The sequence below is a fragment of the Pandoraea captiosa genome (assembly GCF_902459775.1).
Taxonomy (GTDB): domain Bacteria; phylum Pseudomonadota; class Gammaproteobacteria; order Burkholderiales; family Burkholderiaceae; genus Pandoraea; species Pandoraea captiosa.
Map to the genome: position 1 here is coordinate 298446 of NZ_CABPSQ010000004.1, position 19728 is coordinate 318173.

The 19728-nt window shown below is 62.5% G+C and carries 19 protein-coding genes; 17 read left to right on the forward strand and 2 right to left on the reverse strand.

What is annotated here, in order from left to right; all coding sequences use genetic code 11:
* A complete protein-coding gene (locus tag PCA31118_RS14765; RefSeq protein WP_150625908.1) occupies positions 1–750 on the forward strand; it encodes a peptidase C39 in 750 nt (249 codons plus the stop codon).
* Between the two features lie 186 nt (positions 751–936).
* The gene (locus PCA31118_RS14770) at positions 937–2268 is read left to right on the forward strand and encodes a hypothetical protein (RefSeq protein ID WP_174990475.1); all 1332 of its coding nucleotides are present in this window, start codon (positions 937–939) and stop codon (positions 2266–2268) included.
* Between the two features lie 187 nt (positions 2269–2455).
* Here PCA31118_RS14770 and PCA31118_RS14775 read toward each other — a convergent pair whose 3' ends face one another.
* On the reverse strand, positions 2456–3343 hold the full coding sequence (locus tag PCA31118_RS14775; RefSeq protein WP_150625910.1) for a hypothetical protein: 888 nt from the start codon (positions 3341–3343) through the stop codon (positions 2456–2458).
* Between PCA31118_RS14775 and PCA31118_RS14780 the strand changes: the two genes are divergently transcribed.
* The 12 genes from PCA31118_RS14780 to rlmD all read left to right on the forward strand — a co-directional run bounded on the left by PCA31118_RS14780 (position 3327) and on the right by rlmD (position 15405).
* Positions 3327–4067: a helix-turn-helix transcriptional regulator gene (locus PCA31118_RS14780; RefSeq protein ID WP_246190235.1), complete on the forward strand. Its 741-nt coding sequence runs from the start codon at positions 3327–3329 to the stop codon at positions 4065–4067. The two genes, PCA31118_RS14775 and PCA31118_RS14780, sit on opposite strands and share 17 nt — an antisense overlap.
* 367 nt (positions 4068–4434) lie before the next feature.
* Positions 4435–5637 (forward strand): CaiB/BaiF CoA transferase family protein, encoded by a 1203-nt coding sequence (locus tag PCA31118_RS14785; protein WP_150625987.1) that lies wholly within the window; start codon positions 4435–4437, stop codon positions 5635–5637.
* Positions 5638–5788: 151 nt separating this feature from the next.
* Positions 5789–6820 (forward strand): ABC transporter substrate-binding protein, encoded by a 1032-nt coding sequence (locus tag PCA31118_RS14790; protein ID WP_150625911.1) that lies wholly within the window; start codon positions 5789–5791, stop codon positions 6818–6820.
* A complete protein-coding gene (locus tag PCA31118_RS14795) occupies positions 6820–7632 on the forward strand; it encodes an ABC transporter ATP-binding protein (RefSeq protein WP_150625988.1) in 813 nt (270 codons plus the stop codon). Before PCA31118_RS14790 ends, PCA31118_RS14795 begins: the two co-directional genes overlap by 1 nt.
* Positions 7633–7638: 6 nt before the next feature.
* A complete protein-coding gene (locus PCA31118_RS27510; protein WP_257786678.1) occupies positions 7639–7761 on the forward strand; it encodes a hypothetical protein in 123 nt (40 codons plus the stop codon).
* Positions 7762–7806: 45 nt separating this feature from the next.
* A complete protein-coding gene (locus tag PCA31118_RS14800) occupies positions 7807–8625 on the forward strand; it encodes an ABC transporter permease (RefSeq protein ID WP_044455375.1) in 819 nt (272 codons plus the stop codon).
* Between the two features lie 255 nt (positions 8626–8880).
* On the forward strand, positions 8881–9642 hold the full coding sequence (gene surE / locus PCA31118_RS14805; protein ID WP_044455376.1) for a 5'/3'-nucleotidase SurE: 762 nt from the start codon (positions 8881–8883) through the stop codon (positions 9640–9642).
* A gap of 206 nt (positions 9643–9848) precedes the next feature.
* Positions 9849–10862: a protein-L-isoaspartate(D-aspartate) O-methyltransferase gene (locus PCA31118_RS14810; RefSeq protein WP_425495361.1), complete on the forward strand. Its 1014-nt coding sequence runs from the start codon at positions 9849–9851 to the stop codon at positions 10860–10862.
* 85 nt (positions 10863–10947) lie between these two features.
* Positions 10948–11724, forward strand: coding sequence for a peptidoglycan DD-metalloendopeptidase family protein (locus PCA31118_RS14815; RefSeq protein ID WP_150625989.1), 777 nt, complete (start codon positions 10948–10950; stop codon positions 11722–11724).
* Positions 11725–11739: 15 nt separating this feature from the next.
* Complete coding sequence (rpoS, locus tag PCA31118_RS14820; protein WP_150625913.1) at positions 11740–12840, forward strand: RNA polymerase sigma factor RpoS; 1101 nt, start codon at positions 11740–11742, stop codon at positions 12838–12840.
* A 130-nt stretch (positions 12841–12970) separates the two neighbouring features.
* Positions 12971–13747 carry a 3'-5' exonuclease gene (locus tag PCA31118_RS14825; protein WP_150625914.1) on the forward strand — a complete coding sequence of 259 codons (777 nt, stop codon included), beginning with the start codon at positions 12971–12973 and terminating at the stop codon, positions 13745–13747.
* 119 nt (positions 13748–13866) lie between these two features.
* Positions 13867–15405 carry a 23S rRNA (uracil(1939)-C(5))-methyltransferase RlmD gene (gene rlmD, locus PCA31118_RS14830; RefSeq protein ID WP_281356254.1) on the forward strand — a complete coding sequence of 513 codons (1539 nt, stop codon included), beginning with the start codon at positions 13867–13869 and terminating at the stop codon, positions 15403–15405.
* Positions 15406–15646: 241 nt separating this feature from the next.
* On the opposite strand, the gene PCA31118_RS14835 is transcribed toward rlmD, so the two are convergent.
* The gene (locus PCA31118_RS14835) at positions 15647–16348 is read right to left on the reverse strand and encodes a Bax inhibitor-1/YccA family protein (RefSeq protein ID WP_150625915.1); all 702 of its coding nucleotides are present in this window, start codon (positions 16346–16348) and stop codon (positions 15647–15649) included.
* A gap of 409 nt (positions 16349–16757) precedes the next feature.
* On the opposite strand from PCA31118_RS14835, the gene ndk reads away from it, so the two are divergent.
* From ndk to PCA31118_RS14850, 3 genes are all read left to right on the forward strand, one after another.
* Positions 16758–17183 carry a nucleoside-diphosphate kinase gene (ndk, locus tag PCA31118_RS14840; protein WP_039399079.1) on the forward strand — a complete coding sequence of 142 codons (426 nt, stop codon included), beginning with the start codon at positions 16758–16760 and terminating at the stop codon, positions 17181–17183.
* 59 nt (positions 17184–17242) lie between these two features.
* Positions 17243–18364 (forward strand): dual-specificity RNA methyltransferase RlmN, encoded by a 1122-nt coding sequence (gene rlmN / locus PCA31118_RS14845; protein WP_044455382.1) that lies wholly within the window; start codon positions 17243–17245, stop codon positions 18362–18364.
* Positions 18365–18625: 261 nt separating this feature from the next.
* On the forward strand, positions 18626–19711 hold the full coding sequence (locus PCA31118_RS14850) for a RodZ domain-containing protein (protein ID WP_174990476.1): 1086 nt from the start codon (positions 18626–18628) through the stop codon (positions 19709–19711).
* The last annotated feature ends 17 nt before the right edge of the window (positions 19712–19728 follow it).

A 19728-nucleotide genomic window follows, 5' to 3' on the forward strand; every position in this document is an offset into this window, starting at 1 on the left:
ATGAATCGATATGTCCCGATGCTGGCGATCCCGCTGTTCGCAAGTGCCGTGCCGGCGTTTGCGTCGAGCGTGGTGCCCGAGAGCTGGACGCCTGTGAGCGATGAGGTGCTCTCGCACGCGACCGGCAAGTACGCACAGCAGAACATGATCACGGGCTTTCAGCTCGTCATGCAGTCGCAGTGGCAAATGCCGACCGGCGCCAGCCTGATGGCTACCGGCGTGCTCGGCGTGACCAACGGTCAGGTACAGACCGGCAGTTCGACAACCATCATCCCCGGCGTAGTGAACGCGGTCGCCCCGACCACGCAGACCGTGAGCGGCGCCGCCAAGGTGTTGATGAATGGCGTCGCGCAAGTCACGCAGGTGGCGGGCGACGCAAACAACGCATTGAACAAGGCCATCATCCAGTACGGCCCCGGCGTGGTGGTCGCAACGCTCGTGCCGATCAGCAACCAGAGCAACAGCAGTTCATCGACGACGGTCGGCAATCTGAGCGCCAGCGTGGCGATTTCCTCGGCGGGCATGCAACTCTCGCTCAATACGCCGAATGGCAACCTCGGGCAGAGCATCGCCGGCGGGGCGGGCGGCGCGATGAATCAGATCATGCAGGTCGTGCAGGTCGCAGGCAATGCGCAGCAAGTGATGAACACCCTGCAACTGAACCTGCAAACGAACGCGCTGACGTCTGCCGGTCTGCGTCAACTCGGCATTCAGAACGCGATGGCGAACATGGTCGCCGTGCGGCATTGATAACAACAAGAAGTGGGGCGCCGCCGCAGTGGCTTTGCGGCGTACAAGAAGGTGACGTCGGCAGGACCCGGTCCGGGTTTCGCACGCGTCACCCCGCAGTCGAGCAGCAAGGACAACCGTTGTCGGCTTCACGTGTTGGTTGGATTGCGCGCGGACGCCCGTCCGCTTTTTCACCCGGGGGGGATCATGAACACTCACCGCTTTTTTCCCGTTGCCGCTATTCCGTTGGGGGTACTGCTTTTCACGCTATCGGCCCAGGCTCAGGAGCATACGAACCCATCGCCGGATGACCGTCTCCAGATGTTGATGGACATGGTCGACCGGCAGCAGCGGGAAATTTCTTCTCTCAAGAAGCGCCTCACGGATATCGAGATGGCGCAACGCGGGCGCGGCCTGACCGCATGGGACACCGCGCAGATCGCGCAGGTCTCGCCCGGCGATGGCTCTGCCGCCGGTTCGGCCGGCACCCCAGGCGGCGGCGCTGCCGGGGCGGCCGGACCGCTGTCCGCCACGCCCATCGGCGAGACGCAGCAGATGCAGAAGAGCGAGACGGAATCGCAGCGTACGCCGGCGGAAGAGGCCGTGGTGCAGGCCCAGCATGCGCCGTTGTTCGACCGCAAGCTGACCATCGATGCCGGTATCAGTTACAGCTACTACGACCGGCGTCAGCTGGTGTTGAGCGGTTTCCTCGCGCTGGACGCCATCTTCCTCGGTCAGCTCAATCTCGGCCAGACCAAGGCGAACGTGTGGACGTTCGACGTGAACACGCGCTACGGGATTACCGACCGCATGAGCGTGGCGTTCGACGTGCCGTATCTCTACCGGAATTCGGACTTCATCTCCGGCGGTGTGGGCGGTGCGGCCTCCTCGGTCAGCGACATCAGCAAGAACTCGGCGAATATCGGCGACGTGAACCTGTCGCTGTACTACCAGATCGTCAAGGAGAACGCGAACTGGCCGGACATCGTGGCGTCCTTGCGCGTGACGGCGCCAACGGGAACGTCGCCGTTCGGCATCAAGCTCGGCACGCCCGATCCGACGAACAACAACCTCACGACGCCGTCGCGTCTGCCCACGGGTAACGGCATCTGGGCGATCACCGCCGGTCTGTCGTTCCTGCGCACGTACGACCCGATCGTGTTGTTCGCCAACGTCGCTTACACCTACAACGTGGCCAAGTCCTTCGACGACATTTCGACCATCGAGGGCACGACGCAACCGGCCAAGGTGAAGCTCGGCGACATCGTGCAGGTCGGCGCGGGCATGGCGCTGGCGCTCAACGACAAGACGGCGCTGTCGATCTCGTATTCGACGGCCATCTCGCGTGCCACGAAGACCGCTTCGCCGGGCGCAAGCTGGACGACCGTGGCAGGCAGCACGACCAACGCCGCGTCGCTCAACTTCGGTATCAACTACGCCATCAACAAGCACTGGACAGTGAACGGTTACGTCAACGCGGGCATGTCGCCGGACGCGCCCAACTACGTGATCGGCGTTCGCTTCCCGTACACCTTCTGAGGATCGCTGCCGGTGAAACCCGGCAAATGCGGTGTGGCGTGAGGGAGGAAAACGGCGAGGCGCGTCGCCGGAAGCGCAGGCGCGCACTCGTTCGTTCAGATAAGCATCACGCCGTTTGAAGTGGCAAGCGGGTCGCCGATCGAAGTTTTGCCACGCTGTGGCAAGGCAAGGCCGAGGAACGTGCCGCTCAGCGTGCGCCGGGCGTCATGCGCGCGACGCTCGCGCCCGCACTGGCCGTATTGGACGTATTGAACTTCATGCTCGTCTGCATCAAGGCAGGCGTCGTTGTCGGTATCTGAGCGACGGCGACCGAGGTGCGGGCAAGCGTAGCCGGTTGAGCAGAGGCGGGCGCTGCCGCTTGTGTCGGCTTGGGTGACGGGGCGGGTGGGATGACTTCGTCCCAAAGGCGGACGTTGTTGGCGACGGTGGTCGTCGCATTCACGGGTGCGATCGTGACCTGACCGGCATTGCCGATGCGTGTCACCAGACTCTGTTGCAAATTGGCCGCGCGGGTGCTGGCGAGCAACGTGTCGCTCACGGTCGCGGGTATTGCGCCGCCGCCGATGCCGCCCAGGCTGGTTGCGCCCATGACGTCGGCCTGCGCGGCGCTTGCGAAGCATGCGGCGGCAAGACAAAGCGTCGCGCTGCGCGTCGTACTGACGGTGATCTTGAACATAGCGTGCCCCCCGGCCTGCGCGAACTGTCCTATCAGACTTTTGTATTCTATTGCGCGATTCGAGAAAGGGAAGGGGAAAAGTAATAGCGGAATCACCGAAAATTGAGTAAATAATTTACGCAGATTGCGGTTTGTCGCGCTCAGGCAACAGGGATGGGGCTCCGCGAGTTGCGGACTCGCCAGCATGCGGTCTTCGCGCATAAACTGCCTTGAAAGCAAGGTGACGCCTGATGCGTGAATCATGACGAACGCTGGAGGGTTTCTTCGGTTTTCGTCCCGGGCCGAAAGGATGTCGCGAATGCGACGGACCGGCAAAAAATAGGTGCCGAAGGCGCTGCGAGCATGACAAAAATCGGGGCGGCGGCGTGGGGATCCGACCGGAATGACAGGGGAAATCATGCGTGTGCTGGTCGTAGGTGAAGCGGCCCCCTGGCTGGGCGGGCTGCAAGTCGCGTTGCAAACCGAAGCTAACGTGACGCCACCGGTCTTGCGGCATGTCGATAACGTGACGACGCCGGACTGGGTATGGTTGCGCGAGTTGCCCTCGCGTCGTGCGCTCGTGCTCGATGAGTCCGTGGCGCGTACGCCTGCGATCGATACCTTGTGTGCGCTCGCGGCCGATTGTGTCCCGCCGGTGCCCGTCATCGTGGTTGGCGATGCGGGTTTTCCCGACGAGATCATCCGCTGGTTGCAGGCGGGCGTGGCGGCTTGCCTGCCGTGGCCGAATTCGGTCGCCCGTATCCGCTCGGTGTTCGATCTTGCGTTCTCTGGCGGTCGCTTTGTGCCGGAAGAGGCGCTCTCCGCGTTACTGGTGCTCTGGCGACAGGAGGCATTGGGCGAAGCCCTGCCGCTGTCCCGCCTGCCCGTATTTCCGCTGGGCGGCGACAAGGCGACGCAGCTTGCCGAATCCGCGTTGCTTGGCATTTCTCAGCGCCAGTACGAAATCCTGGCGTTGCTCTCGCGCGGTCTGTCCATCAAGACCATCTGTCAGCAACTGGTGATCTCCGAAGGGACGGCGAAGACGCACGTGTCTGCGTTGTATCGGCGCCTCGGGGCGCGCAACCGTGGCGAGGCGATCTATATTGCAGCGCAGCGTGGCGCGCGCCACCTGTTCGAGACCTGATGCGTCCGGCCTGAGGCGCACAAGCTCGCACGACACCTGGTCCGCCTGGCGGCGGCATCGGATCGGACGACAAAGTCTCTCGGAAGATTCCGGGAATACCTCTGAGGTTATTGGCCGATAGCGACTGTCGAATTACTATACGAACTTCATTTGCCATCCATTTGCCGAGATGCTGCCCAAAGGCGGCGTTTCGAGCGTCGACGGTGATCGCCGTCGACGAGGCTCAGGAGTCCACGCGTTGTCCAAGTCGTCCTCGCCGTTCGCATCTTCGTCGTCGCAGGGTTCTGCTTCGGCGTCAGCGGCATCCGCCGCGCAGTCTTCCCCTTCGCTTCAGGGTTCCGCCACCCCCTCGTCGGGCACGTCGGGCATGCCGGGCTTCGGCGCGCTTGCCGGGGTGAAGGTGCTTGAACTCGGTACGCTGATCGCCGGCCCATTTGCCGCGCGCATGCTCGGTGAGTTCGGCGCCGAAGTCATCAAGATCGAGGATCCGCAGCACGGTGATCCGTTGCGCAAATGGCGCAAGTTGCATCCCGACGCTGGCGGCACGTCGCTCTGGTGGGCGGTGCAGGCGCGCAACAAGAAATCGGTCACGATCAACCTGAAATCCCCCGAGGGGCAGGACATCGTGCGCAAGCTCGCGGCGCAGGCCGACATCGTCGTCGAGAACTTCCGCCCCGGGCTGCTGGAGCGTTTCGGGTTGGGATACGAACAACTGTCGGCGCAGAACCCGGGTCTGGTCATGGTGCGTCTGTCGGGATACGGTCAGACGGGGCCTTATCGGGATCGGCCAGGATTCGGTGCCATCGCCGAATCGATGGGCGGGTTACGTCACATCACCGGGTACCCGGACCTTCCGCCGCCGCGCATCGGCATTTCGATCGGCGACTCCATCGCTGCGTTGCACGGTGTGATCGGCGCGATGATGGCGTTGCACCACCGCAATGTGAACGGCGGGCGTGGTCAGGTCGTGGACGTCGCACTCTATGAGGCGGTTTTCAATCTGATGGAGAGCGTCGTGCCGGAGTACAGCGTGGCGGGCATGGTGCGCGAGCGCACCGGGGCGTCGTTGCCGGGCATCGTGCCGTCGAACACCTATCCGTGTGCCGACGGCATGATCGTGGTGGGGGGAAACAGCGATCCGATCTTCAAGCGACTGATGCAGGCTATCGGCCGCGCCGATCTGGCAGAAGACCCCGGCCTCGCGCACAACGACGGGCGGGTGCCGCGCACGCAGGAAATCGATGAGGCGATCGGTCAATGGACGCAGGCACGATCGATCGACGAGGCGCTTGCTGTACTGCAGGCCGCGGATGTCCCGGCAAGCCGGATCTACACCGTGGCCGACATGTTCAAGGACCCGCAATTCATCGCGCGTCAGATGATTCAGCGCCATACGTTCCCCGACGGCACGCCGATCGATCTGCCGAACGTCACCCCGAAACTTTCCCAGACGCCCGGACAGACCCAATGGCTCGGCCCTGAGCTTGGCGCCCACACGGACGAAGTGCTGGGGCAACTGGGTTATGATGCCGGGCAAATCAAAGCATTGCGCGAGAGCGGTGTCATCTGACACGGCACCATCGCGCGACACACGACGGGATGCGGTTGTGACTGCGGCCCGTCGACGATGCGCGGCGGATCAAGTGTGCCGATCGCGCGCGTCAATCAAGCACGTCGAATAAACAAAGAAAGAACGCTGCAACCACGGAGACAACATCACCATGCAAAGACGTGAATTCGTCACGGCACTGGCCGCCACCGGCCTCATCGGCGCAGGCATTCGTCCGGGCTTCGCACAAGCCAAGCTCGAGAAGACCAAGGTCGCGATTGCGGTCGGCGGCAAGAACCTCTTTTATTACCTGCCGCTCACGATTGCCGAACGTCTGAATTACTTCAAGGACGAAGGGCTCGACGTCGAAATCTCCGACTTTGCCGGTGGCTCCAAGGCGCTGCAGGCGCTGGTCGGCGGCAGCGCCGATGTGGTGTCGGGCGCCTATGAGCACACGATTCTGTTGCAGGCGAAGAATCAGTACATCCGGGCCTTCGTGTTGCAGGGCCGTGCCCCGCAAATCGTCTTTGGCGTGTCGAACAAGACGATGCCCAACTACAAGTCGATTGCCGATCTGCGTGGGAAGAAGATTGGCGTCACCGCGCCGGGTTCGTCGACGAACATCATGGCGAACTTCGTGCTCGCCAAAGGCGGCATCAAACCCAACGAGGTGGCCTTCGTCGGTGTCGGCGCTTCGTCGGGCGCGTTGGCCGCGATCCGCTCGGGCAATATCGACGCCATCGTCAATCTGGACCCCGTGGTCACCATGCTCGAGCGCGACAAGGAGATTCGTGTGATCTCGGATACGCGCACGCTCAAGGAGACCGTGTCGGTGTTTGGCGGCAACATGCCCGCCGGTTGTCTCTACACGAACGAATCGTTTATTCAGAAGAATCCGAATACCACGCAGGCACTGACCAACGCGATGGTGCGGGCGCTGCGCTGGTTGCAGACGGCAGGGCAGGCCGAACTGATCAAGACGGTCCCCGACGCCTATCTGCTGGGCGACCGCGCGCTCTATCTCGATGCATGGAGTCGCGTGAAGGAAGCCATCTCGCCGGATGGCCTGATCCCGGCAGATGGCCCGGCTACGGCGTTGCGCACCTTGCAGGCGTTCGACGAAACGGTTAAGGGCAAGCCCATCGATCTGTCGAAGACGTTTACCAACGAATTCACGAAAAAGGCCGACGCCAAGTACAAATGATGACTGCGCCGGCTCTGAGTTTCGAAAACATTACTTGTACGTTCGTCGCTCGGGACGACCGTTCGAAGCGTTATACGGCAGTTGCCGATACAACGCTCGATATCGCACCGGGCGAGTTTGTCTCGGTTGTCGGACCGACGGGGTGCGGCAAATCCACGCTGCTCAATGTGGCGGCTGGATTGCTCACGCCGTCTTCCGGTTCGATCAAGGTGTTCGGTGAGCCGCTCAAGGGCATCAACGCGCGAGCGGGCTACATGTTCCAGGCCGAAGCGCTGATGCCCTGGCGTAACGCGATCGACAATGTGACCGCCGGGCTGGAGTTTCGTGGCGTCGCGCCCGACGAGGCGCAGGCGCGCGGACACGAGTGGCTCAAGCGGGTGGGGCTGGGGGGATTTGGCGATCGCTATCCGCATCAGCTCTCCGGGGGGATGCGCAAACGTGTCGCGATGGCCCAGACGCTGATCCTCGACCCGGACATTATCTTGATGGACGAGCCATTTTCGGCGCTCGATATCCAGACGCGTCAGTTGATGGAAAACGAGTTGCTGGACCTGTGGGCCGCCAAACGGCGCGCCGTGTTGTTCATCACGCACGATCTGGATGAGGCCATCGCACTGTCCGACCGTGTCGTGGTGCTCGCCGCGGGCCCGGGGACGCATCCCATTGGGGAGTTCCGAATCGATTTGCCGCGCCCACGTGACGTGGCGGAAATACGGAATCATCCGCGCTTCACCGAGTTGCACGCTCAGATCTGGGACGTGCTTCGCGAGGAAGTCCTCAAGGGCTATGCCCAACAGTTAAAGGCGGTCTGAATCGTCATGTGGCAAATCGCAGGCATTCTCACGGTCTCGCTAAGCTGGCTCAACTGGCCGGGTTGGCTCGACTGGATGGACTGGTTCGATTTGCCGGACGGCTTTGGCTTGTTCGACTGGCTTGTCTGATGAGGCCGCCGGTCGCTCGTCTGATATTCCCGGAATTCGTTCGTCATGCGTAATCGTTCGATCATGCGGCACCTGCGCCTTTGGCAATGGCTGCTGCTGGTGGTGGCCTTTCTCGTCTGGTACGTCCTCACGAGCCCCACGCTGCTGCCCGCGTTCTATTTCGACAGCCCCGACAAGGCGGCTTTCTTCTTTGGGGAGCCGCAAAAGGTGCTGCTCCAGATCTGGCAATGGTTCGCCAGTGGCGAAATCTACCTGCACCTGGGGGTGACGCTCCTCGAAACGGTGCTGGCTTTTACGATCGGTACCGTATTCGGGCTGGGTGTGGGGTTGTGGCTGGCCCTGTCGCCGAGTGCCGGCGCGTTGCTCGATCCGTACATCAAGGCCGCCAACTCGATGCCGCGCGTGATCCTCGCTCCGATTTTCGGCGTGTGGTTCGGGCTGGGCATCTGGTCCAAGGTGGCGCTCGGTGTCACGCTCGTGTTCTTTATCGTTTTCTTCAACGTCTATCAGGGCGTGAAGGAAGTTAGCCCGGTCGTGCTGGCCAATGCGCGCATGCTCGGCGCGAATCAGCGTCAACTGTTGCGCCGTGTGTATCTGCCCAGTGCCACGAGCTGGGTGTTTTCGAGCCTGCACAACTCGGTGGGTCTCGCGTTCGTGGGGGCGGTCGTCGGCGAATATCTGGGCTCGTCGCGGGGTGTCGGATATCTCATCTTGCAAGCGGAAGGCACCTTCGACATCAATGCGGTGATCGCCGGGGTGCTGATCCTCACGGCGTTCGCCCTGGTCCTCGACGGTCTTGTGGGTGTCGTGGAGCGACGCTTGCTCGTCTGGCAGCCGCAGGCGGGGGAAACCGAAAAGATGTGATCCCGCGCGGCGACGGCATCAGCGCGCTCGGTGCGCAGCATGCAGCGCGCCGAATGTCCGTCTCCTGTCAGGCACGCTTTGGGCTGCTTTTCCGGGAGGTATCGGCGGGAAATCGACGTCGGATCGCAAGCGCGCCGGGCACGGTCCCGGCGTCGTGTCGCAGGCATGACAATGCTGTGAAGCGAGGGGCGGGGCACGCCAGGAATGCCGACATGGCGTCATATCCGAGCACCTTTCCTCGGTTACAATTGCCGCATGCGAATCCTGCTCAGCAACGACGATGGGTATCAGGCGCCAGGCCTGGCCGCGCTTTACGAAGCGCTGGCACCGCTTGGTGACATTACCGTGGTGGCGCCCGAACAGAACTGTAGTGGTGCGTCCAATTCTCTGACCCTGCAACGGCCGCTTTCCGTCTTTACGTCGGCCAACGATTTCACCTTCATTAACGGCACGCCGACCGATTGCGTTCACGTGGCGTTGACCGGTTTGCTCGATGAGCGGCCCGATATCGTGGTCTCGGGCATCAACAATGGTCAGAACATGGGCGAAGACACGCTGTACTCCGGTACTGTGGCGGCGGCTACCGAGGGATTCCTCTTCGGAATTCCGTCGTTCGCGTTCTCGCAGGTCAACAAGGGCTGGGATCACCTCGATAGTGCAGCGCGTGTGGCGCGTGAGGTGGTCGAGCGATATATGGAGCGGCCCTTGGGCGCGCCCTTCTTGTTGAACGTCAATATTCCCAATTTGCCCTATGAGCGCCTCAAGGGCGCGCTCGCGACCCGATTGGGGAAGCGACATCAGTCGCAGCCGGTTGTCCGACAGGAGAACCCGCGTGGCGAAACGATTTACTGGATCGGTCCTGCCGGCGATGCACGCGACAGCAGCGAAGGCACCGATTTCCATGCCGTGGCGCACGATTACGTCTCGGTTACCCCCTTGCAACTGGATCTGACGCATACCGCACGACTTGGCGTCGTGCACGATTGGCTGGCCAGCGCAGGGGTGGCCCAACGATGACGACACCGCCGAAGCGTTTTCCTCTTCCTCTTGCCGAAGTCATGACGCGCAGGCAGCGCAAGGCGCCCGTGTTGGACAAGGCGTCGCGCGCCAGTCCTGCCGGCGCCCCGCCGGCCGCAATGACGCGTAATGCGCCTGCGGCGACGCCTGCAGGCTCGTCGGCGCATCAAGGGAATGGGAGGACGCCGTCCGGCGGAAATAACAGCTTGCGTCCGGCATCGACGCCGATGGCCGGCGCGTCCGCCCGTCCGGCGGGCGCGCAAACGTCGCATGCCGTGGTACACAAGGGGCTGGCACGCCCTGCCGCAGCGCCGCACGCGCAACCGGCGCCCCACGCGGCGAAGGGCTCGCCGAGGCCCCCCGCAAAGGTGCAAGGCGCCGGTGCCGCGCAAAAGCATGCGGCGCCAAGCGGTGCTGTGGGCAGAAGCCCGGCGCGTGCCGTGACGGCGGGAAAGGCGCTCACAGGGCCCGGGGCGAGTCCGAGCGTGGGCATGACCGCGGGCGTGGGTGTGAGCATGAGCAAGGGCACACGCAGCACGCGCCCGGGCGCATCGTCGAGCAGCGGTTCGCGCGATGGCATCGGGCTCACATCCGAGCGCGTGCGTGCGCGCATGGCTGAACGGGTGGCCGCGTCGGGCGTCAAACACCCGGGCGTGCTGGCGGCGCTGGCCACGGTGCCCCGTCACGGTTTCGTCGACGCCGCGCTCGCCAATCAAGCCTATGAGGACGCAGCGCTGCCGATTGGTCATGGGCAAACGATTTCGAAGCCGTCTGTCGTGGGGCGCATGATCGAGCTTCTGCTCGCAGGCGGACGCCCGCTCGAGAAGGTGCTGGAAATCGGCACGGGATGCGGCTATCAGGCTGCCGTGCTGTCGTGCGTGGCGCGCGACGTCTATTCGATCGAGCGTGTACGACCTTTGCACGAGCGTGCCAAAGCCAATTTGCGGCCATTGCGCGTACCCAATATTCGCCTGCATTACGGCGACGGGCGACTGGGTCTGCCCGCGGTGGCGCCGTTCGACGGCATTGTGATTGCCGCTGCCGGTCTTGAGATTCCGGATGCGCTGGTCGATCAGCTTGCGGTCGGCGCACGTCTTGTCGCCCCTGTGGGCGGCGAGCAACAAATTTTGACCCTCATCGAGCGCATCGGTGCGCGCCAATGGCGCGAGACGCAGCTTGATAGGGTGTTATTCGTCCCCTTAAAATCGGGCATCATCTAAGCCCGACGGGCCTATTCTGCGGAGGATTTGAGTGAATTTGCGAGCGGGTTTCCAACAACGCGTCGCCAGTGTCCTGTTGCTGAGCATGCTGGCAGCGTGCGCATCGCGACAAGTCGGGGCGCCGGTCGTCGACCGTACCGTAGGCGGTACGACGACCGATAGCAGTGTGCCGGGCGTCAGCGCGCCGGTGGTCGACAATTCGCCGGTGCCGCCGGGGTATTACCGGGTTCAGCCGGGGGATCGTCTCTACCGCATCGCGCTGGAGAACGGGCAGAACTACCGCGATATCGCGCGCTGGAACAACATCCAGAACCCCGACCAGATCGAAGTGGGGCAGGTGCTGCGCGTGAAGCCGCCTGTTGGCGATTCCGGCACCCCGTTGCCGCCGCCGGTCGCCAGCGCGCCGTCGAACAACAGTCCGGCGGCGGTACCGCCGGCTGTCGTCGCGCCGCCCGCGAGCGCAGCAGCCTCTGCGCCTTCGGCGGTGTCCAGTGGCGATCTGCGTCTGTCGTGGCCGGCCAAGGGCGATATCGTGGGGCGCTTCGACGACTCGAAGAACAAGGGCGTGAACATCGGCGGGCGTGCGGGGCAGGACGTATTCGCCGCAGGCGCCGGCAAGGTGGTGTACTCGGGGGCGGGCCTGCGTGGCTATGGCAACCTCGTCATCATTAAACACGACTCGACCTTCTTGACGGCGTATGCGCACAACAGCAAACTGTTGGTCAAGGAAGGCGACTCCGTCACGCGGGGTCAGAAAATTGCCGAAATGGGTAACTCGGACGCCGATCGCGTCATGCTGCACTTCGAGGTACGCAAGGACGGTAAACCTGTGGATCCGATGAAGTATTTGCCGCCTCAATAAACTAGGCAGGGTCGAATGCTCAAGAGAAAGCGTCGTACTTCGCAAGAGGAAGACCTCGCTGCCCCGGAGCCAGATCAGGACGTAGACGATCGGCAATCCCGGCAGGACGAGGACGTGGACGACGCTTTCGACGAGCGCGAGGCGGAGGAGGATGACGCGTCGTCATCCGACGCGCGAGACGACGCCGAGGAGGGCGCTCCCTCCTCCGGACGCAAGCGCAAATCTGCCGACGGCGATGACTTTGGTACCGTCCTTCAGGCCGAACTCACGGCTGACACTGTCCAGCATTATCTCAATCGCATCAGCGCCAAGCCGCTCCTGACGCCGGCGGAGGAACTCGACTACTCCACGCGTGCGCAAGCCGGCGAGTTTGCCGCGCGGCAGGTAATGATCGAGCGTAATCTGCGTCTCGTCGTGAGCATCGCCAAGGGGTATCTCAATCGAGGTGTGCCGTTGCTCGATCTGATCGAGGAAGGCAATCTCGGCTTGATGCACGCCATCGAGAAATTTGATCCGGGACGCGGGTTCCGCTTCTCGACCTATGCCACGTGGTGGATTCGTCAGAGCATCGAGCGCGCCATCATGAATCAGGCGCGTACCGTGCGCCTGCCAGTGCATGTCATTCGCGAGCTCAATCAGGTGCTGCGTGCAAAGCGTCACCTGGAAAAGAGCGCCGCGTATATCGACGGCGGCGAGCAGCGCGACGCGAAAATCGAGGATATCGCCGATCTGACGGGGAAGACGCCCGAAGAGATCACCGATATTCTTGCGCTCAACGAGCACGTGGCCTCGCTCGATGCGCCGCTCGAGATCGATCCGGGCAGCAGTTTGCTCGACCTGCTCTCGGACGACCGCAGCGAAGCACCGGAACATGAGGTGCAACATCGTGAGTTGGAAGATCTGATGCGGTTGTGGCTCTCGCGGTTGTCCACCAAACATCGTTATGTCATCGAGCGCCGGTTCGGTCTCAATCGCGTGGAACCCGCCACGCTGGAGGAGTTGGCCGACGAAATGGGGCTGACCCGCGAGCGCGTACGTCAGATCCAGCAAGAGGCGCTCGTCAAACTCAAGCGCTATTTCGCGTCTAACGGCGTGCGCAAGGACGCCGTGCTCTGACATGGGCGCGGGCGACCATATCGTGTTCGCATTGCGTTTCGCCGTCGTCGACATCTCGCTTGCCGCCTGAGTTGGCACTCCGTTCGACGCCGTATGGCGTCACTATCCGATTCTTCTTCTGGTTTTGACCATGGCATCTCCCGTTCTCGTCTTCGATATTGAAACGATTCCTGACGTCGACGGCTTGCGCAAGCTTGAACCCGCGTATGCCGGCCTGACCGATGACGCCGTCGCCGAAGCGGCGTTTGCAGCGCGCCGCGAAAAAGTGGGGCACGACTTTCTGCCACTTCATTTGCATCGCGTTGCGGCCATCTCATGCGTGTTCCGTGATCGCGACGGTTTCCGCGTGAAGTCGCTAGGCACGCTTGAGGACGGCGAAGGCGCGCTCGTCTCCGGCTTTTATCGCACCATCGAAAAGTACGCGCCGCAGCTCGTGTCGTGGAATGGCGGCGGTTTCGACCTGCCGGTATTGCACTACCGGGCGATGATCCACGGCATTTCCGCGCCGCGCTATTGGGATATGGGAGAGGACGACCGCGAGTTCAAATGGAATAACTACATCAGCCGCTATCACCAGCGCCATCTGGATCTGATGGATTTGCTCGCGATGTATCAGGCTCGCGCAAACGCACCGCTGGACGATTTGGCCAAACTGTGCGGCTTTCCCGGCAAGCTGGGAATGGACGGTAGCAAAGTGTGGGAAGCGTATCGCGGCGGTAAGCTCGAAGAGATCCGCAATTACTGTGAGACGGATGTGGTCAACACGTATCTCGTCTATTGCCGCTATCAATTGATGCGCGGCGGTCTGCGCCAGGCCGAGTACGAGCAGGAGATCGAGTTCGTGAAGCGCTCGCTGGCGCAGGAGTCGGCGCCGCACTGGAAGGAATATCTCGACGCGTGGCGGTAGCCCACGCAGATTTCCCCGCTTTCGGGAAGTGGCGGCGCGCGGCAAACATCCGCGAGTGCATACCAGGCGGACGAATCGATTAAAATGCCGGGTTTGCTGTCGCCCATGAGAACAAAGACGTGACCCGCTCCTCCCGAAACTCCTCGCGCAATCGGCCTAGCGCCGAGCCCGGCATTATCGATATCGAATCGCTCGACATGGAAGCGCGCGGCGTTGGCCGCACGGCGCCGGAAGGCGAGCCGGGCACGCCTGAATTCAAGCCCGGAAAGGTGATCTTCGTCGAGGGCGCATTGCCGGGCGAACGTGTCACGTATCTGAGCTATCGCCGCAAGCCCAAATTCGAGCAGGCCGAAACGGTCAGCGTGTTGCGCGCAAGTTCGATGCGCGCCAAGCCGCAATGCCCGCACTTCGGAAAGTGCGGCGGTTGCTCAATGCAGCATCTCGAGGCGCGCGCGCAAATCGCCATCAAGCAGCGCGTGCTGGAAGACAATCTGGCGCGCCTGGGGAAGGTGAAGGCCGACGCGATGCTTCGCCCGATTCAGGGACCCGACTGGGGGTATCGTTTTCGAGCCCGCCTGACGGTGCGTTACGTGCCGAAGAAGGGCGGCGTGCTGATCGGCTTCCACGAGCGCAAGAGCAGTTACGTGGCCGACATGGATTCCTGCGAAGTGTTGCCGCGTCACGTGTCGGACATGCTCGTCCCGCTGCGCCGTCTGGTGGAGTCTCTGTCGATTCGTGAGCGCTTGCCGCAGATCGAACTGGCAATCGGCGCAGACGTCACGGCGCTCGTGTTGCGCATTCTGGAGCCGCTCACGCCTGCTGACGAGGACATCCTTCGTGCCTTCGCAGACGCCCATCGCGTTCAGTTCTGGGTGCAACCCAAAGGGCCCGATACGGCAGTCCCGTTCTATCCGCTGGCGCCGGAGCTTCACTACACGCTGCCGGAATATCAGATCCGGATGCCGTTCAAGCCAACGGATTTCACGCAGGTCAATCACCAGATCAACCGGGTGCTGGTGCACCGCGCGTTGCGCCTGTTGGCGCCGCAATCGAACGAGCGTGTGCTTGATCTGTTCTGCGGTCTCGGGAATTTCACGTTGCCGCTGGCGCGACGCGCCGGAACCGTCATGGGTATCGAAGGCAGCACTGCGCTGACCGAGCGCGCCCTTGCCAATGCGCAACGCAATGGCGTTGCCGAGCGAACCGAATTCGCGTGCCGCAATCTGTTCGATATCACGGCGGACGATATCCGTGCGCTGGGCGCATTCGACCGTTACCTGATCGATCCGCCGCGCGAGGGGGCGCTGGCCGTGTCTAAGGCGCTGGCCGAATTGGCGCAGCAGGGTTATGAAGGGCTGCCCAAGCGCATTGTCTATGTGTCGTGCAGTCCGGCCACGCTGGCGCGTGACGCAGGTTTGCTCGTACATGAAGCGGGCTACCGCCTGACGCTTGCCGGTGTCGTGAACATGTTTCCCCATACCTCTCACGTGGAATCGATGGCCGTCTTCGAACACGAGAGCATCGGCCAGCCATGGGTGCCAAGTGTCCGTGTGTCGGCATCGGATGCGACGGATAGCGTTGGTGGCGAAGGCGATGCCGGTGTCGAGGCGATCGGGGGCGCGGTTGGCGGTGACGGCGTGATACACGAAGACGCCTGATCCCGTAGGACGGGCGCTCGGCTTGCGCGCTCAATCGGGCGGGGAGGCGGCGGGGCGCCGTGGTGTTCGGTGATTGCGAATGGGTCCCCGGAGCGCTAGCCGAACGTCTCCGGCTGAATCGCGACCCAACCCAATGCAAAAAGCCAGTCCCGAGGGACTGGCTTTTTTGTGCCTGACGACCTGGCGGCGCTAGCAGACTGGCGCCACCGCGTGCCCGGTGCTCGGCTCGGGCATCGCTGTCTTAGTTGCGGTTACCACCCAGCACACCGAGGATGGCAAGCAGGTTGGTAAAGATGTTGTACAGGTCGAGGTAGATCGCGAGCGTTGCCGTGACGTAGTTGGTTTCACCACCGTTCACCACGCGCTGCACATCAAACAGGATGTACGCCGAGAAGATGGCAATGGCGAGCACCGAGACCGTCAGCATCAAGGCCGGCAGTTGCAGCCAGATGTTGGCGACCGAGGCCAGCAGAATCACGATCACGCCCATGAACAACCACTTGCCCAGTCCGCTGAAGTCGCGCTTGCTGACCGTGGCGACCGAAGCCATGACCGTGAAGATCACGGCCGTGCCGCCGAACGCCAGCATGATGAGGGATGCGCCGTTCGAGAAGCCGAGCACGAAGCTCAGCAGGCGTGTGAGCATCAGGCCCATGAAGAACGTGAAGCCCAGCAGCAAGGCCACCCCGACACCGCTATTCTTGAATCGCTCGATTGCGAACATGAAACCGAAGGCGACGGCGAGGAACAGGATGACGCTGATCATCGGGCTGCCTGCGAACAGTGCGAAGCCGTAAGTCACACCCAGCCAGGCCCCTGCAATCGTCGGCAGCATCGACAGCGCGAGCAGCCAATACGTATTGCGCAGTACCTTGTTGCGCACCTGGGCGGTCGAGACGCCGCCCGTGCCGCCGTATCCGAAGCGTTGGAAATCCTGGTTCATATATTGTGTTCTCCGTGGTCGTTGTGCCTGTTGGCGGGGCCGGCAGGCGCCAGATGACGCGTACGATGACCGGCATCATAGTTGCCGGCTAGTCCCCCGCAGCCGTTGGTCCGGCTTGTCGTCGAAGTTCAAGGATACCGAAAGATATCCCGGAAGACGTTCGGACGATTCTCGAAATTTCAGGGCAATCGCCCGAAATTCAATCCTTCGCCACCCGTCAAACCTTTCCATTATGGAAAGGAAAGAGGAACGCCACCTCATATCAACTTCGCGAAAAGCCGAACAGTCCCGGCCGTCCTGCGTTTGAGCGGTACGCGCACTGTAGGTTCCATCCCCATCATAACAGCCTTCGTGCTACAATTACGGGTTCATGTTGGTTATATAACTGCTTAATTTTTTGGAGTTTTTCATGGCAGTCGAACGCACTTTGTCGATTATCAAGCCCGATGCCGTTGCCAAGAACGTGATCGGCCAGATTTACAGCCGTTTCGAAGCCGCCGGCCTGAAGATCGCCGCTGCCAAGCTGGTGCACCTGTCGCGCGCTGAAGCCGAACAGTTTTACGCCGTGCACAAGGAGCGCCCCTTCTTCAAGGATCTGGTCGACTTCATGATCTCGGGCCCGGTGATGATCCAGGCGCTCGAAGGTGAGAACGCCATCGCGAAGAATCGCGAACTGATGGGCGCCACCGATCCGAAGAAGGCAGAAAAGGGCACGATCCGCGCCGACTTCGCCGACAGCATCGACGCCAACGCCGTGCACGGCTCGGACGCCGCTGAAACGGCCGCCGTGGAAGTGGCTTTCTTCTTCCCGGGCATGAACGTCTACTCGCGCTAAGCCGCGTATAGTCGCTCAATCGCAGGAAGATACCGAAGGGATGTTGACGGACCAGGGCCATGACCAACCTCACGAATCTGCTTGATTACGATCCGGACGGTCTGGCCGCCTATTGCGGCACGCTCGGTGAGAAACCGTTCCGTGCCCGCCAGCTCCAGCGATGGATCCACCAGATGGGCGCCGCCGATTTCGATGGCATGACCGATCTGGCCAAATCGCTGCGCGAGAAGTTGAAAACGCGCGCGAACATCGTTGCGCCTGCTGCGATCACCGACCATCTGTCGGCGGATGGCACGCGCAAATGGTTGCTGGACGTGGGTAACGGCAATGCCGTCGAGACCGTCTACATCCCGGAGGAGACGCGTGGCACGCTTTGCGTTTCGTCGCAAGCGGGCTGCGCCGTCAACTGCCGGTTCTGTTCGACCGGCAAGCAGGGTTTCTCTCGCAATCTGTCGCTTGGCGAGATCATCGGCCAGTTGTGGATGGCCGAATTTGCATTGCGCCGCGACCTCGGTCGCGAAGGCAAGAACGAGCGTGTCATCACCAATGTCGTGATGATGGGCATGGGCGAGCCGCTGCTCAATTTCGATAACGTGGTAGGTGCCATGCGCCTCATGCTCGATGACAACGCTTATGGGTTGTCGCGTCGTCGCGTGACGTTGTCGACCTCCGGTGTGGTGCCGATGATGGATCGCCTGGGCCAGGAGTTGCCCGTCGCGCTGGCCGTCTCGCTGCACGCGCCGAACGATGCACTGCGTGACGTGCTCGTGCCGCTCAACAAGAAATACCCGTTACGCGAACTGATGGGCGCGTGCGAGCGCTACCTGGAAGTGGCGCCGCGCGATTTCATTACATTCGAGTACTGCATGCTCGACGGTGTGAACGATACCGAAGCGCATGCGCGCGAGCTTGTCGCACTGACGCGCGACGTGCCGTGCAAATTCAATCTGATCCCCTTCAACCCTTTCCCCGAGTCAGGTCTGCTGCGTTCGAAAGATCCGCAGATCAAGCGTTTCGCGCAGATTTTGCTCGACGCAGGTCTCGTCACGACCGTGCGCAAGACGCGCGGAGACGATATCGACGCCGCATGTGGTCAGCTTGCCGGCGAGGTGCAGGATCGCACGCGACTTGCGCAGCGTGGCAAATTCGGGAAAATCGCGGTCGAGGTGCGTACCGTATGACGTTGCGCATGGGCGGGCGCGGACCGTGGCGAGGGCCGTCGGCCCCGCGCGTGCCATGCCGCCCGTCGGATCAGTCTTGCACTACAGCATTCCTTGCGCAGGGCGAGTGCATCGTCCGGCGCGATTCCGTCAGTTCCTCGTCGACGCTTCCGATGCACCGCGCAGATTTTCATGCCGCGTGCACGGCGGATAAGGCAGCGGAGCTGTCGTCAGCATATCCTCAGCCGCTGCGGGCGGCTGCTTACGAACGGGGGCGTATCGATGGATAACCAGAATCAGGCGGATGCAGGCGGACAAGCCGAGGCTCAGGGCCAGGGATTGCCGCAGGGAGCACCTGCCGGATGGGCTGAGCTGGGCGCGCAAGTGGGAGCGCAACTGGCCGCATTGCGCGAGAAGCGCGGCATGTCGATCGAAGACGTGTCGGCGCGCCTGAAAGTCTCCGTGCAAAAGCTCAAGCGTCTTGAAGCCGGTGAGTGGGATGCCTTGCCGGAGATGCCTTTCATTCAAGGCGTGGTGCGCAGTTATGCCCGAATGGTCGGGGGAGACCCCGAGCCGATGATCGAATCGCTGCGCCGTGTCGGCGGTCCGGCGTCGGTCGCCATCGATATTCCGCAACCGCAGGCGGGGCAGCCGAGCATTCCGAAGAGCCCGGTACGTTTCCGTTCGCCGGTCGCCGCATCGCAGGCGAAGTGGCCATGGGCGCTGGCCGCCCTGGTCGTGATCGCCGGTGCCGCCTGGTACTTCGGCAATTCACACAAGAGCGGTCGGGGTGCGACCGAGCCGGCCGAGCTGGCCAGCGCAGCCACCGCGCAAGGGACGGCAGACGCCGCCGAGCCGGCCAGCCAGCCGGTCGTCGCCGATGCCAACGGCACGCCGCCGGGGGCGGACGGCGCGAATGCCACGAACGCTCCGAATGCCACAAACAATGGCAACACGGAAAGCACAGTCAATAACGCAACGGCCAGCGCGGCGGCCGCAGGGCCTGGCCTGATCGCCGCCGTCGATCCGACGCACGTGGTCGCTGGAATCGCAAGTGCCGCCACGGCGCCGGCAGCCGCACCGGTTGCGCCGATCGACGCGAAGGCGTCGAGCGCGGGTGCGCCGGGCAATGGCAAGATTGCGTTGCGCCTGAAGGCGGATAGTTGGGTCGAAGTTCGTTCGAAGGACGGCAAGGTGCTGTTCTCCCAGCTCATGCGCGCAGGTGCCGAACAGGATATTACGGGCGACGCACCGTTCAAGATCGTTGTGGGTAACGTCGCGGGCGTCGAATCGCTGGAATTCAACGGTAAACCGGTCGAGATCAAGTCCCGCAATGCGGGCAACGTGGCGCGTCTGACGCTCCAGTAAGACCGAAAGAGGGTAAT

Bases quoted from the DNA above. Each gene is read 5' to 3' on its own strand.
- PCA31118_RS14795 (WP_150625988.1), top strand. From the start codon at position 6,820: ATGACTGCGCCGGCTCTGAGTTTCGAAAACATTACTTGTACGTTCGTC.
- PCA31118_RS27510 (WP_257786678.1), top strand. From the start codon at position 7,639: ATGTGGCAAATCGCAGGCATTCTCACGGTCTCGCTAAGCTGGCTCAAC.
- ndk (WP_039399079.1), top strand. From the start codon at position 16,758: ATGGCAGTCGAACGCACTTTGTCGATTATCAAGCCCGATGCCGTTGCC.
- PCA31118_RS14825 (WP_150625914.1), top strand. From the start codon at position 12,971: ATGGCATCTCCCGTTCTCGTCTTCGATATTGAAACGATTCCTGACGTC.
- PCA31118_RS14790 (WP_150625911.1), top strand. From the start codon at position 5,789: ATGCAAAGACGTGAATTCGTCACGGCACTGGCCGCCACCGGCCTCATC.
- PCA31118_RS14775 (WP_150625910.1), bottom strand. From the start codon at position 3,343: ATGATTTCCCCTGTCATTCCGGTCGGATCCCCACGCCGCCGCCCCGAT.
- rpoS (WP_150625913.1), top strand. From the start codon at position 11,740: ATGCTCAAGAGAAAGCGTCGTACTTCGCAAGAGGAAGACCTCGCTGCC.
- PCA31118_RS14850 (WP_174990476.1), top strand. From the start codon at position 18,626: ATGGATAACCAGAATCAGGCGGATGCAGGCGGACAAGCCGAGGCTCAG.
- PCA31118_RS14800 (WP_044455375.1), top strand. From the start codon at position 7,807: ATGCGTAATCGTTCGATCATGCGGCACCTGCGCCTTTGGCAATGGCTG.
- surE (WP_044455376.1), top strand. From the start codon at position 8,881: ATGCGAATCCTGCTCAGCAACGACGATGGGTATCAGGCGCCAGGCCTG.
- PCA31118_RS14780 (WP_246190235.1), top strand. From the start codon at position 3,327: ATGACAGGGGAAATCATGCGTGTGCTGGTCGTAGGTGAAGCGGCCCCC.
- PCA31118_RS14815 (WP_150625989.1), top strand. From the start codon at position 10,948: ATGCTGGCAGCGTGCGCATCGCGACAAGTCGGGGCGCCGGTCGTCGAC.
- PCA31118_RS14785 (WP_150625987.1), top strand. From the start codon at position 4,435: ATGCCGGGCTTCGGCGCGCTTGCCGGGGTGAAGGTGCTTGAACTCGGT.
- PCA31118_RS14770 (WP_174990475.1), top strand. From the start codon at position 937: ATGAACACTCACCGCTTTTTTCCCGTTGCCGCTATTCCGTTGGGGGTA.
- PCA31118_RS14765 (WP_150625908.1), top strand. From the start codon at position 1: ATGAATCGATATGTCCCGATGCTGGCGATCCCGCTGTTCGCAAGTGCC.
- rlmN (WP_044455382.1), top strand. From the start codon at position 17,243: ATGACCAACCTCACGAATCTGCTTGATTACGATCCGGACGGTCTGGCC.
- PCA31118_RS14835 (WP_150625915.1), bottom strand. From the start codon at position 16,348: ATGAACCAGGATTTCCAACGCTTCGGATACGGCGGCACGGGCGGCGTC.